Source organism: Aminobacter sp. P4_D5 (genome assembly GCF_056401815.1).
Genome location: NZ_JBFUIP010000040.1, coordinates 26,275 through 39,442 on the forward strand (window position 1 = coordinate 26,275; position 13,168 = coordinate 39,442).

Sequence of the window (13,168 nt, forward strand, 5' to 3'; positions counted from 1 at the left end):
GGCGCCGAAATGGCTGAAACCTCCGTCCGCAATTTCAACATCAACTTCGGCCCGCAGCAYCCGGCSGCGCAYGGCGTKCTGCGTCTGGTGCTCGAGCTGGATGGCGAAGTCGTCGATCGCGTTGATCCGCATATCGGCCTTTTGCATCGCGGCACCGAAAAGCTGATCGAGCAGAAGACCTATCTGCAGGCGATCCCCTATTTCGATCGGCTCGACTATGTCGCGCCGATGAACCAGGAACATGCGTTTTCGCTGGCTATCGAGCGCCTGCTCGGCATCGATGTGCCCAAGCGCGGCCAGATCATCCGCGTGCTTTATTCCGAGATCGGCCGCATCCTGTCGCACCTGCTCAACGTCACGACGCAGGCGATGGACGTTGGCGCGCTGACCCCGCCTCTGTGGGGCTTTGAAGAGCGCGAAAAGCTGATGGTGTTTTATGAGCGGGCCTGCGGCGCGCGCATGCACGCTGCCTATTTCCGTCCGGGCGGCGTCCACCAGGACCTGCCGCAAAAGCTGGTCGAAGACATCGGCAAGTGGATCGATCCGTTCCTGCAGACGGTGAAGAACCTCGACGATCTGCTCACGCCGAACCGCATTTTCAAGCAGCGCAACGTCGATATCGGCGTGGTTTCGCTCGACGACGCCTGGGCCTGGGGGTTTTCGGGTGTGATGGTGCGCGGTTCGGGCGCTGCCTGGGATCTGCGCAAGAGCCAGCCTTACGAGTGCTATTCCGAGATGGAATTCGACATTCCGATCGGCAAGAACGGCGACTGCTACGACCGCTACCTGATCCGCATGGAAGAGATGCGCCAGTCGGCGAAGATCATGCGCCAGTGCGTCGATCTGCTGCTCGGCAAGGAAAGCGTCGGTCCTGTTTCGAACATGGACGGCAAGGTGGTTCCGCCGAAGCGTCAGGCGATGAAGCGCTCGATGGAATCGCTGATCCATCACTTCAAGCTCTACACCGAAGGCTACCGCGTGCCGGCAGGCGAGGTTTATGCGGCTGTCGAAGCGCCCAAGGGCGARTTCGGCGTCTTYCTCGTCTCCGACGGCACCAACAAACCATAYCGCTGCAAGCTGCGCGCACCAGGTTTCGCCCATCTCCAGGCGATGGATTTCCTGTGCCGTGGCCACATGCTGGCGGATATCTCAGCCGTTCTCGGCTCCCTCGACATCGTGTTTGGTGAGGTCGACCGCTAAATGTCAGTCCGCCGTCTCGCAGAAGCCAGCGTCCAGCCAGCGTCATTCGCCTTCAACAAGGCGATGACCGCGCAGGCCAAGACCTGGATCAACAAGTACCCCAAGGGCCGCGAACAGTCGGCCGTCATCCCGTTGTTGATGCTCGCGCAAGAGCAGGACGGCTGGGTGACGAAGGCCGCCATCGAGCATGTCGCTGACATGCTGGCGATGCCCTATATCCGCGCGCTGGAAGTGGCGACGTTTTACACCCAGTTCCAGCTCAAGCCGGTGGGCACGCGCGCTCACATTCAAGTGTGCGGCACCACGCCCTGCATGCTGCGCGGCTCGGAAGAGCTGATGGATGTGTGCCGCTCCAAGATCCATCACGATCAGTTCCACACCAACGAGGCGGGAACGCTGTCGTGGGAAGAGGTCGAGTGCCTTGGCGCTTGCGTCAACGCGCCGATGGTCATGATCTTCAAGGACACCTACGAGGACCTGACGCCGGAACGGCTGGCCGAGATCATCGACCAGTTCGAGGTGGGCAAGGGCGAGCAGGTCAAGACGGGCCCGCAGACCGGCCGCGTGTTCTCCGCGCCGCTGACCGGGTTCACCTCGCTCACGGACGAGAAGGGTGTGCTCAAGACCACCCGCGACAAGGATGCCAAGGCTGCTTCCAAGGCCGCGAAGGCTGGCGGCGAGCCGGTGAAGGCCGAGGCGCCGAAGCCTGCCGCTGTTGCTGCCGTGCCGGCCAAGGCTGATGCCGCGCCGGTCAAGCCATCGCTGGAAGACAAGAACCGTCCGGCTGGCATCGCCAAGCCGGCTGCCGTCGACGACCTCAAGCTGATCTCGGGCGTCGGTCCGAAGATCGAGGGCACCTTGCACGAACTCGGCATCTTTACCTTCGCCCAGGTGGCGTCGTGGAAGAAGGCGGAGCGCGAGTGGGTCGACGGCTATCTGAGCTTTCATGGTCGCATCGAACGTGACGACTGGGTCAAGCAGGCCAAGGCGCTCGCCAAGGGCGGTGAGGCCGAATACATCCGCGTCTTCGGCAAGAAGCCGGTCTGAGGAGCAAGAACATGCTTGAAGACAAGGACCGCATTTTCACCAACATCTACGGCCGCTTCGACCAGTCGCTGGCTGGTGCGATGTCGCGTGGCGCCTGGGATGGCACTGCCGGCATCATCGAGAAGGGCCGCGAGTGGATCATCAACGAGATGAAGGCATCGGGGCTGCGCGGCCGTGGCGGCGCCGGCTTCCCGACCGGTCTCAAATGGTCGTTCATGCCCAAGCAGAACGCCGACGGCCGTCCGTCCTATCTCGTCATCAATGCCGATGAATCCGAGCCGGGCACCTGCAAGGACCGCGATATCCTGCGCCATGACCCGCATACGCTGGTCGAGGGCTGCCTGCTTGCCGGTTTCGCCATGGGTGCCGTTGCGGCCTACATCTATGTGCGTGGCGAGTTCATCCGTGAGCGCGAAGCATTGCAGCGCGCCATCGACGAGGCCTATGACGCCAAGCTGATCGGCAAGAACAACAAGAACGGCTACGATTTCGACATCTACGTTCATCACGGCGCCGGCGCCTATATCTGCGGCGAAGAAACCGCGCTGCTCGAAAGCCTCGAAGGCAAGAAGGGCCAGCCGCGCCTCAAGCCGCCGTTCCCGGCCAATGTCGGCCTCTACGGCTGCCCGACGACGGTCAACAACGTCGAGTCGATCGCTGTCGCGCCGACCATCCTGCGTCGTGGCGCGGCCTGGTTCTCCGGCATCGGCCGCCCGAACAATGTCGGCACCAAGCTGTTCATGCTGGTTGGCCATGTGAACACGCCCTGCACGGTCGAAGAGGCCATGGGCATCACGTTCCGCGAGCTGGTCGAAAAGCACGGCGGCGGTATCCGCGGCGGCTGGGATAACCTTTTGGCCGTCATTCCCGGCGGCGCGTCGTGCCCGTTGGTCAAGGCCGAGGACATCATCGACTGCCCGATGGATTTCGACGGTCTGCGTGAGCGTAAGTCTTCGTTCGGCACGGCTGCCGTGATCGTCATGGACAAGTCGACCGACATCGTGAAGGCGATCGCGCGCCTCAGCTACTTCTTCAAGCACGAGAGCTGCGGCCAGTGCACGCCGTGCCGCGAAGGCACCGGCTGGATGTGGCGCGTCATGGAGCGCCTGGTGCGTGGTGAAGCGCACAAGCGCGAGATCGACATGCTGCTCGACGTCACCAAGCAGGTGGAAGGCCATACGATCTGCGCGCTGGGCGATGCGGCCGCATGGCCGATCCAGGGCCTGATCCGCAACTTCCGTCCGGAGATCGAGCGGCGCATCGACGAGTTCTCGCGCAATTCCCATCGCGCCGAGCCCGTGCTGGTGGCGGCAGAGTAAGAATTAGTCAGAAAGTGCGGGCCAAAGGTCCGAAATAGGAAACGACGAGGCAGAGGCGAACGGCGAAGGCGACAAGGAGACACCAATGTCGACATTTCCCATTCCCGAAAGTGCAGTGCCTGAGATGGAACGTTTGGAGCAGATGAACAGGGACTTCGTGGCGATGCTGCCCAAGGAGTTTGCCGGTACGGCAAATCTGATGGTTCATCCCGCCGCTGGAATCGCTGCTGCTTCCGCTCTGAGTGTCGGCCTCGCCAGTCACGCCATGGGCGTCTGGATCGGGGCCGTGACTGGCGTGTCTGAGGCTGCGCAGCGGCTGTTTTCGCCTGACTTTGGTGATTTCAGCGGTGCGACTCAGGCCAAGCCGGTGGCAACGAAAAAGGCTGAGGCCAGCACGGCCTCGCTGATCGCCGAGGTGAAGACCTTGGCGCGCAAGCTGGAGAAGGTCGAGGCGACGCGAGCGGCTGAGCCGGTCGTTGCCGAGGTCGCGGTCGTGGCTGAAGCGCCGGTGGGGTTTCAGCCAGAGGATTTCAGGCAGCCGGCGTCTATCGAACGGCCGGAAGCGCCTGACGATTTGAAGGCGATCGCCGGCATCGGCCCGAAACTGGAGCAGGTACTGAACGGTTTGGGCATCTGGACCTACGGCCAGATCGCCGGCTGGACGGGACAAGAAGTGGGCTGGGCCGACGACTATCTCGGCTTCAAGGGTCGGATCGGTCGCGACGACTGGATCGGGCAGGCGATAACGCTGGCTGGCGGCAAGACCGCCGGGTGAATTGTGGATTTCGGGGCGCAGCGCAGGCCGCGCCCCTTGCAGGACGGAATGCGGATCATCCGCGGGATTTGAGGCGCTATGGCAAAGCTTAAGGTCGACGGGAAAGAGATTTCGGTACCCGACCACTATACGCTGCTGCAGGCTGCGGAAGAGGCTGGCGCGGAAGTGCCGCGTTTCTGCTTCCATGAGCGGCTGTCGATCGCCGGCAATTGCCGCATGTGCCTTGTCGAGGTGAAGGGCGGACCGCCCAAGCCGGCGGCATCCTGCGCCATGGGTGTGCGCGATCTGCGCCCCGGCCCGAACGGCGAAACGCCTGAGATTTTCACCAACACGCCGATGGTCAAGAAGGCCCGCGAAGGCGTGATGGAGTTCTTGCTCATCAATCACCCGCTCGACTGCCCGATCTGCGATCAGGGCGGCGAATGCGACCTGCAGGATCAGGCGATGGCCTTCGGCCTCGACGGTTCGCGCTACAATGAAAACAAGCGCGCGGTCGAAGACAAGAACATCGGCCCGCTGGTCAAGACGATCATGACGCGCTGCATCCATTGCACGCGCTGCGTCCGCTTCACCACCGAAGTGGCCGGCATTTCCGAACTTGGCCTGATCGGCCGCGGCGAAGACGCCGAGATCACCACCTATCTCGAACAGGCAATGACCTCCGAGCTGCAGGGCAATGTCATCGACCTGTGCCCGGTTGGTGCCTTGACCTCGAAACCATACGCCTTCCAGGCACGTCCGTGGGAGCTGACCAAGACCGAGTCCATCGACGTGATGGATGCTGTCGGTTCCGCCATCCGCGTCGATACGCGTGGCCGCGAAGTGATGCGCATCATGCCGCGCATCAACGAGCAGGTGAACGAGGAGTGGATCTCCGACAAGACCCGTTTCATCTGGGACGGGCTGCGCACCCAGCGCCTCGACCGGCCTTACGTTCGCAAGGACGGCAAGCTGGCAGTGGCGACTTGGCCAGACGCCTTCGCTGCGATCAAGGAAGCTGTCGCCAAGACCTCGGCTGATCGTATCGGCGCCATTGCCGGCGATCTCGCCACGGCAGAAGAGATGTATGCGCTCAAGCAGCTGATCTCGTTGCTTGGCTCGAACAACATCGACTGCCGCCAGGATGGTGCAGCGCTCGATCCCTCGCTCGGCCGTGCAAGCTACATCTTCAACCCGACCATCGAAGGCATCGAACAGGCCGACGCCATCCTCATCATCGGCGCCAATCCGCGCTTCGAGGCTTCGGTACTCAACGCCCGTATCCGCAAGCATTGGCGCGCCGCCAATGTGCCGGTCGCCGTCATCGGCGAGATCGGCGATACGCGCTATGATTACGAACAGCTGGGTTCGGGTCCGGATACGCTCAAGGATCTGGCCGAAGGCAATGGCAAGTTCTTCTCGGCTCTCAAGAAGGCGACCCATCCGCTGATCATCGTCGGCCAGGGCGCGATCGCCCGTGCCGATGGTGCTGCCGTGCTCGGTCAGGCTGCCAAGCTCGCGACGGCGGTCAATGCCAGCCGTACCGACTGGAACGGCTTTGCCGTGCTGCACACCGCAGCCGCCCGCGTTGGCGGTCTCGACGTCGGCTTCGTGCCGGGCGAGGGGGGCAAGAACGCTGCCGGCATGCTCGGCGAGACCGACGTGCTGTTCCTGCTGGGTGCCGACGAACTCGACCTCAGCAAGGCCGCGAACGCGTTCGTCGTTTACATAGGCACGCATGGCGACACCGGCGCGCACCGCGCCGACGTCATCCTGCCGGCTGCTGCCTATACCGAGAAGTCGGGCACCTATGTGAACACCGAAGGCCGTGTGCAGCAGACCAACCGCGCCGGCTTCGCGCCGGGCGAGGCCAAGGAAGACTGGGCCATCCTCAGGGCGCTGTCCGACGTGCTCGGCCACAAGCTGCCCTTCGACTCCCTGCCGCAGCTGCGCGCCAAGCTCTATGCGGAGCTCCCGCATCTCGCCCGTATCGACGAGATCGATTCAGGTAACAGTGACGACATCGCCAAGGTTGCCAAGCTCGGCGGCCGGCTGAACAAGGGCGCCTTCACCTCTGTCGTGAAGGACTTCTATCTCACCAATCCGATCGCACGTGCGTCGGCGGTGATGGCCGAGTGTTCGGCACTGGCCAAAAATGGCTTCAAGCAGGCGGCGGAGTAAAGGCTGTCATGGATACCTTTTTCTCCTTCTACGTCCTGCCGGCGCTGATCATCCTGCTGAAGTCGGTCGTTTTGATCGTCGTTCTGCTGATCTTCGTCGCCTACATCCTTTATGCCGATCGCAAGATCTGGGCGGCCGTACAGCTGCGCCGCGGCCCGAACGTCGTCGGGCCCTGGGGCCTGCTGCAGGCATTCGCCGATCTTTTGAAGTTCGTCTTCAAGGAACCGATTATTCCGTCCGGTTCCAACAAGGGCGTGTTCCTGCTCGCTCCTGTGGTTTCGGCGGTACTGGCGATCTCGGCATGGGCGGTGATACCGGTCAGCGAAGGCTGGGCGATCGCCAACATCAATGTCGGCATCCTCTATGTCTTCGCCATTTCCTCGCTCGAGGTCTATGGCGTGATCATGGGCGGCTGGGCCTCGAACTCGAAATATCCGTTCCTCGGCGCGCTGCGCTCGGCGGCGCAAATGGTGTCTTATGAAGTCTCGATCGGCTTCGTCATCGTCTGCGTGCTGCTCACCGCCGGCTCGCTCAACCTGACCGACATCGTCCTGTCGCAGGGCGATGGCATCGGTACGCGGCTCGGCCTGCCCAACACGTTCCTCGACTGGAACTGGCTCGCGCTTTTCCCGATGTTCGTGATCTTCTTCATCTCGGCACTGGCCGAGACGAACCGGCCGCCCTTCGACCTGGTCGAAGCCGAGTCGGAACTCGTCGCCGGTCACATGATCGAATATTCGTCGACGCCGTTCCTGCTGTTCTTCCTCGGCGAGTATGTCGCGATCGTTTTGATGTGCGCGCTGACGACGATCCTGTTCCTCGGCGGATGGCTGCCGCCCTTCGACTTCGCGCCCTTCACCTGGGTGCCTGGCGTGATCTGGTTCGTGCTCAAGGTCTGCATGGTGTTCTTCATGTTCGCCATGGTGAAGTCCTTCGTGCCGCGTTACCGCTATGATCAGTTGATGCGTCTGGGCTGGAAGGTGTTCCTGCCGATTTCGCTGGCGATGGTCGTCATTACCGCCGCCTTCCTCAAGCTTACGGGAATGGCATAATGTCCGCGCTAGCCCAAGCCGCCAAATCACTGCTTTTGCAGGACTTCGTCGGCGCCTTCTTCTTGTCCATGCGCCAGTTCTTTGCTCCCAAGGCGACGCTGAACTATCCGCATGAAAAGGGTCCGGTCAGCCCGCGCTTCCGTGGCGAGCATGCTTTGCGCCGTTATCCCAATGGCGAAGAGCGCTGCATTGCCTGCAAGCTGTGCGAAGCGATCTGCCCGGCGCAGGCCATCACCATCGAGGCCGGCCCGCGCCGCAATGACGGCACCCGCCGCACGGTGCGCTACGACATCGACATGGTGAAGTGCATCTATTGCGGCTTTTGCCAGGAAGCCTGCCCGGTCGACGCCATCGTCGAGGGGCCGAACTTCGAATTCGCGACGGAAACGCGCGAGGAGCTTTACTACGACAAGGACAAGCTGCTTGCGAATGGCGATCGGTGGGAGCGCGAGATCGCGCGCAACATCGCGATGGATTCGCCTTATCGCTGAGGCTTGAACAATGGACGGGCCAAGCCGGCTCGTCTAAGGAACGCGCGACCTGCACCGGAGGCGGAGCAAGGACGTGAACAGGGCAGGGCGCAGACGCGTACTGCCCGAAAGGAAAACCGGGGGAACCCATGCTCAACGGACTTGAAGCGGTATTTTTCTACCTCTTCGCCTTCATCGCGGTGGCGTCGGCCTTCATGGTCATTTCGGCGCGCAACCCGGTTCACTCGGTGCTCTACCTGATCCTGACGTTCTTCAACGCGGCGGGTCTGTTCCTTTTGACCGGCGCCGAGTTCCTGGCGATGATCCTGCTCGTCGTTTATGTCGGCGCGGTGGCGGTGCTGTTTTTGTTCGTCGTCATGATGCTCGACGTCGACTTCGCCGAATTCAAGTCGGGCGCTCTGCAGTATGCGCCGATCGGAGCATTCGTCGGCCTGATCCTGGCCGCCGAGCTGATCGTGGTGACTGGCGGCTATGCCTTCGTGCCGAAGCTCGGATCTGCAGTGGCTCAGCCAACGCCTGATATCGCCACACGCCACAACACGGCAGCGCTCGGCGACATCCTCTACACAAACTACATCTACTTCTTCCAGATCGCTGGCCTCGTGCTTTTGGTCGCCATGATCGGCGCAATCGTCTTGACGCTGCGCCATAAGCCAAATGTCAAGCGCCAGAACATCTCGGCCCAGGTCGCCCGCACGCCGGCTACCGCGATCGAGGTCAAGAAGGTCGAGACGGGCAAGGGAATCTGACCATGGTTGTGGGCATTGGGCACTATCTCACGCTGTCAGCGGTTATGTTCACGCTTGGCGTGTTTGGCATCTTCCTGAACCGCAAGAACGTCATCGTCATCCTGATGTCGGTCGAGCTGATCCTTCTCGCGGTCAATATCAATTTCGTGGCGTTTTCGGCCCAGCTCGGCGATCTCGTCGGCCAGGTGTTTGCGCTATTCGTGCTGACGGTCGCCGCCGCCGAAGCGGCAATCGGGCTTGCCATTCTGGTCGTATTCTTCCGCAACCGCGGCTCCATCGCGGTCGAAGACGTGAACATGATGAAGGGCTGACGGGACAAAAATGTATCAGCTAATCGTCTTCCTTCCGCTTCTCGGTTTCCTGATCGCCGGCCTGTTTGGTCGTTCGATCGGAGCGAAGGCATCCGAATACATCACTTCCGGTCTGCTGGTGGTGTCAGCCGTCCTGTCCTGGGTCGCCTTCATCAAGGTGGGCTTTGGCGATGTGCAAGCCTTCACCGTTCCGGTGCTGCGCTTCCTCGATGTTGGGCCTGTGCAGGCCGACTGGGCACTGCGCATTGACACGCTGACGGTGGTCATGCTGGTCGTGGTCAATACGGTGTCAGCGCTGGTTCACATCTACTCGATCGGCTACATGCATCACGATCCGCATCGGCCGCGCTTCTTCGCCTATCTGTCGCTGTTCACCTTCGCCATGCTGATGCTGGTGACGTCGGACAACCTCGTCCAGATGTTCTTCGGCTGGGAAGGGGTGGGCCTCGCGTCCTACTTGCTGATCGGTTTCTGGTACAAGAAGCCATCGGCCAATGCCGCCGCCATCAAGGCCTTCGTGGTCAACCGCGTCGGCGACTTCGGCTTCCTGCTTGGCATCTTCGGCCTGTTCGTATTGTTCGGTTCGGTCGAATTGAGCACGATCTTTGCAAGTGCTGCGACCTATCTGCCTGCTGAAGGCGCTGCCGAGCATGGTGAAACCGTGCTGACCTTCCTTGGCTTTGCGCTCGACAAGCACAGCGCGCTGACGGTCGTGTGCCTGCTGCTGTTCATGGGCGCCATGGGCAAGTCGGCCCAGGTGCCGCTGCACACCTGGCTGCCGGACGCCATGGAAGGCCCGACGCCCGTTTCGGCGCTGATCCATGCCGCAACGATGGTCACTGCCGGCGTGTTCATGCTGGCTCGCCTGTCGCCGGTGTTCGAGCTGTCGCACTCGGCCCTGACGGTCGTGACCTTCATCGGCGCCTTCACCGCCTTCTTTGCGGCAACCGTCGGCCTGGTCCAGAACGACATCAAGCGGGTCATCGCCTACTCGACCTGCTCGCAGCTCGGCTACATGTTCGTGGCACTCGGCATGGGCTTCTACTCGGCGGCGATCTTCCATCTGTTCACGCACGCTTTCTTCAAGGCGCTGCTGTTCCTGGGGTCGGGTTCGGTCATCCATGCCGTTTCCGATGAGCAGGACATGCGCAAGATGGGCGGCCTCAGGAAGCTGATCCCGACCACCTACTGGATGATGGTCATCGGCACGCTGGCGCTGACCGGCGTCGGTATCCCGGCGACGATTATCGGTACGGCCGGCTTCTTCTCCAAGGATGCCATCATCGAAGGCGCGTTCGTCGGACATAACGCGGTCGCCGGTTTTGCCTTCGCTATGCTCGTCATCGCCGCCTGCTTCACCAGCTTCTATTCGTGGCGTCTGATTTTCATGACCTTCCACGGCAAGCCTCGCGCGACCGCCGACGTCATGCACCATGTGCATGAATCGCCGCCGGTGATGCTGGTGCCGCTGTTCATCCTGGCCGTCGGCGCGCTGTTTGCGGGCGTCATGTTCCACGACTACTTCATTGGCGAAGCCTATGCGGAGTTCTGGAAGGGCGCGCTGTTCACGCTCGACACCAATCACATCCTGCACGATTTCCACAGCGTGCCGATGTGGGTGAAGCTCGCACCGTTCGCGGCAATGATCGGCGGTTTCGCCATGGCCTACCTTTTCTACATCCGCTCGCCGGAGATGCCGAAGGTATTGGCCGAGCGCCATCGCGGGCTCTACGCCTTCCTGCTCAACAAGTGGTACTTCGATGAGCTGAATGACTTCTTGTTCGTCCGCCCGGCCAAGTGGCTCGGCCGCTTCCTGTGGAAGACGGGCGATGGCAAGCTGATCGACGGCTTTGGCGCCGACGGTATCTCTGCCCGCGTCGTCGGCGTGACCAACCGTGTCGTCAAGCTGCAGACCGGTTACCTCTACCACTACGCTTTCGCCATGCTGATCGGCGTGGCGGCCCTCGTTACCTGGATGATGCTCGGGAGCTCCTTCTGATGTCTGGCGTTCCCATTCTGTCGCTAGTCACCTTCCTGCCGCTGGTCGGCGCGTTCCTGATCCTTCTGATCAGGGACGATGGTGACGCTGCGCGCCGCAATATCCGCAATGTCGCGTTGCTCACCACGGTGTTCACCTTCGCGGTGTCGCTGCTGATCTGGATCTATTTCGACAACACGGAAGCTGGCTTCCAGTTCGTCGAGAAGGCCGCCTGGCTCGACTCCGGCATCTCCTACCATCTGGGCGTGGACGGCATTTCGATGCTGTTCGTCATCCTGACGACCTTCCTGATGCCGCTTTGCATCCTGGCAAGCTGGGAGTCGGTGGAAAAGCGCGTCAAGGAATACATGATCGCGTTCCTGATTCTGGAAACGCTGATGATCGGCGTGTTCGTCGCCCTGGACATCGTGCTGTTCTACGTCTTCTTCGAAGCCGTGCTGATCCCGATGTTCATCATCATCGGCGTTTGGGGCGGCAAGCGCCGCGTCTATGCCAGCTTCAAGTTCTTCCTGTTCACGCTGCTCGGCTCGGTGCTGATGCTGCTCGCTGTCATGGCGATGTTCTGGCAGGCCGGCACGACTGACATCCCGACGCTTCTGGCGCACGATTTCCCGGCCAACATGCAGACTTGGCTGTGGCTCGCATTCTTCGCATCGTTTGCGGTGAAGATGCCGATGTGGCCGGTACACACCTGGTTGCCAGACGCACACGTCGAAGCGCCGACGGCAGGCTCGGTCATCCTGGCGGGCATCCTGCTGAAGATGGGTGGTTACGGCTTCCTGCGCTTCTCGCTGCCGATGTTCCCGCTGGCGTCCGAGTTCTTCGCGCCGATGGTCTTTGCGCTGTCGGTCATCGCCATCGTCTACACCTCGCTGGTGGCGCTGATGCAGGAGGACATGAAGAAGCTGATCGCCTATTCGTCGGTTGCCCATATGGGCTACGTAACCATGGGCATCTTCGCGATGAACGAGACGGGCGTGCAGGGCGCTATCTTCCAGATGCTCAGCCACGGTCTGATTTCGGGCGCGCTGTTTCTCTGCGTCGGTGTCGTTTACGACCGCATGCATACCCGTGAGATCTCGGCCTATGGCGGCCTGGTCAACAACATGCCGAAATACGCCGTCGCCTTCCTGATCTTCACCATGGCCAATGTCGGTCTTCCCGGCACCAGCGGTTTCATCGGTGAGTTCCTGACGCTGTTCGGCATCTTCCAGGTCAACACCTGGGTGGCGTTCATTGCTGCCACCGGCGTGATCCTGTCGGCTGCCTACGCACTGTGGCTCTACCGCCGCGTGGTGTTCGGCTCGCTGACCAAGGAAAGCCTGAAGGGTCTGTTTGATCTGTCCGGTCGTGAGAAGGTGGTGCTCTATCCGCTGATCATCCTGGTCATCTTCTACGGTGTCTATCCGACGCCGGTGTTCGACGTCACGACCGCCTCGGTCAAGGCGCTGATCAACAACGTAACCGTATCGATCGACGCCGCGCAGACCGCGGCGGCGAACTGACAGGGGTTTTGCGAACCATGACGCCCGAACTCCTTTCGAGCCTCTCGCTCTCCATGCCGGAGCTGATCATCGCCGTCGGCGCGCTGGCGCTTTTGATGGTGGGTGTGTTCTCCGGCGAGCGCGCCAACTCGACCGTGACCGGCCTTGCCGTCGCGCTGCTGATTGCAGCCGGCGCCTGGATGCTGGTGTTCGGCCATGACGGGGAGGGCTACGGCACAGCCTTCATTTCCGATCCGTTCGCCCGCTTCATGAAAGTTCTGACGCTGCTCGGTGCGGTGGTGACATTGATCATGTCGGTCGGTTTCGCCAAGGCCGAGAAATTCGACAAGTTCGAGTTTCCCGTGCTGGTCCTGCTGGCGACGCTCGGCATGCTGCTGATGATCTCGGCCAACGACATGCTGGCGCTCTATCTCGGACTCGAACTGCAGTCGCTTGCGCTCTACGTCATTGCCGCGATCAACCGCGACAATGTGCGTTCGACCGAAGCGGGTCTTAAGTATTTCGTCCTCGGCGCGCTGTCGTCTGGCATGCTGCTCTACGGTATCAGCCTTGTTTACGGC

12 protein-coding genes are annotated in these 13,168 nt (G+C 61.6%); all 12 read left to right on the forward strand.

All coding sequences use genetic code 11. The features are described 5' to 3' along the window. Positions 1 to 9: 9 nt before the first annotated feature. Complete coding sequence (locus AC1DWF_RS11310; RefSeq protein ID WP_476788332.1) at positions 10 to 1,200, forward strand: NADH-quinone oxidoreductase subunit D; 1,191 nt, start codon at positions 10 to 12, stop codon at positions 1,198 to 1,200. Further along, entirely contained in the window at positions 1,201 to 2,247 is a 1,047-nt protein-coding gene (gene nuoE / locus AC1DWF_RS11315; RefSeq protein WP_476787035.1) for an NADH-quinone oxidoreductase subunit NuoE, read from the forward strand. 11 nt (positions 2,248 to 2,258) lie between these two features. Next, positions 2,259 to 3,566 (forward strand): NADH-quinone oxidoreductase subunit NuoF, encoded by a 1,308-nt coding sequence (nuoF, locus tag AC1DWF_RS11320; RefSeq protein WP_476788331.1) that lies wholly within the window; start codon positions 2,259 to 2,261, stop codon positions 3,564 to 3,566. Between the two features lie 85 nt (positions 3,567 to 3,651). Further along, positions 3,652 to 4,341: an NADH-ubiquinone dehydrogenase gene (locus tag AC1DWF_RS11325; RefSeq protein ID WP_476786433.1), complete on the forward strand. Its 690-nt coding sequence runs from the start codon at positions 3,652 to 3,654 to the stop codon at positions 4,339 to 4,341. A 78-nt stretch (positions 4,342 to 4,419) separates the two neighbouring features. After that, complete coding sequence (gene nuoG / locus AC1DWF_RS11330; protein WP_476788330.1) at positions 4,420 to 6,501, forward strand: NADH-quinone oxidoreductase subunit NuoG; 2,082 nt, start codon at positions 4,420 to 4,422, stop codon at positions 6,499 to 6,501. A gap of 8 nt (positions 6,502 to 6,509) precedes the next feature. After that, positions 6,510 to 7,553 (forward strand): NADH-quinone oxidoreductase subunit NuoH, encoded by a 1,044-nt coding sequence (gene nuoH, locus AC1DWF_RS11335; protein WP_476786561.1) that lies wholly within the window; start codon positions 6,510 to 6,512, stop codon positions 7,551 to 7,553. Beyond that, on the forward strand, positions 7,553 to 8,044 hold the full coding sequence (gene nuoI / locus AC1DWF_RS11340; RefSeq protein ID WP_055970601.1) for an NADH-quinone oxidoreductase subunit NuoI: 492 nt from the start codon (positions 7,553 to 7,555) through the stop codon (positions 8,042 to 8,044). The genes nuoH and nuoI overlap by 1 nt, the downstream gene beginning before the upstream one ends. A gap of 128 nt (positions 8,045 to 8,172) precedes the next feature. Continuing rightward, a complete protein-coding gene (locus AC1DWF_RS11345) occupies positions 8,173 to 8,793 on the forward strand; it encodes an NADH-quinone oxidoreductase subunit J (RefSeq protein ID WP_476786560.1) in 621 nt (206 codons plus the stop codon). Positions 8,794 to 8,795: 2 nt separating this feature from the next. Beyond that, positions 8,796 to 9,104, forward strand: a complete 309-nt coding sequence (gene nuoK, locus AC1DWF_RS11350) for an NADH-quinone oxidoreductase subunit NuoK (RefSeq protein ID WP_476788329.1) — start codon at positions 8,796 to 8,798, stop codon at positions 9,102 to 9,104. 10 nt (positions 9,105 to 9,114) lie between these two features. After that, a complete protein-coding gene (gene nuoL / locus AC1DWF_RS11355) occupies positions 9,115 to 11,103 on the forward strand; it encodes an NADH-quinone oxidoreductase subunit L (protein ID WP_476786135.1) in 1,989 nt (662 codons plus the stop codon). After that, positions 11,103 to 12,608 (forward strand): NADH-quinone oxidoreductase subunit M, encoded by a 1,506-nt coding sequence (locus AC1DWF_RS11360; protein WP_476786136.1) that lies wholly within the window; start codon positions 11,103 to 11,105, stop codon positions 12,606 to 12,608. Before nuoL ends, AC1DWF_RS11360 begins: the two co-directional genes overlap by 1 nt. 17 nt (positions 12,609 to 12,625) lie before the next feature. Then, on the forward strand, positions 12,626 to 13,168 hold a 543-nt coding region (locus AC1DWF_RS11365), incomplete at its 3' end, for an NADH-quinone oxidoreductase subunit N (protein WP_476841686.1).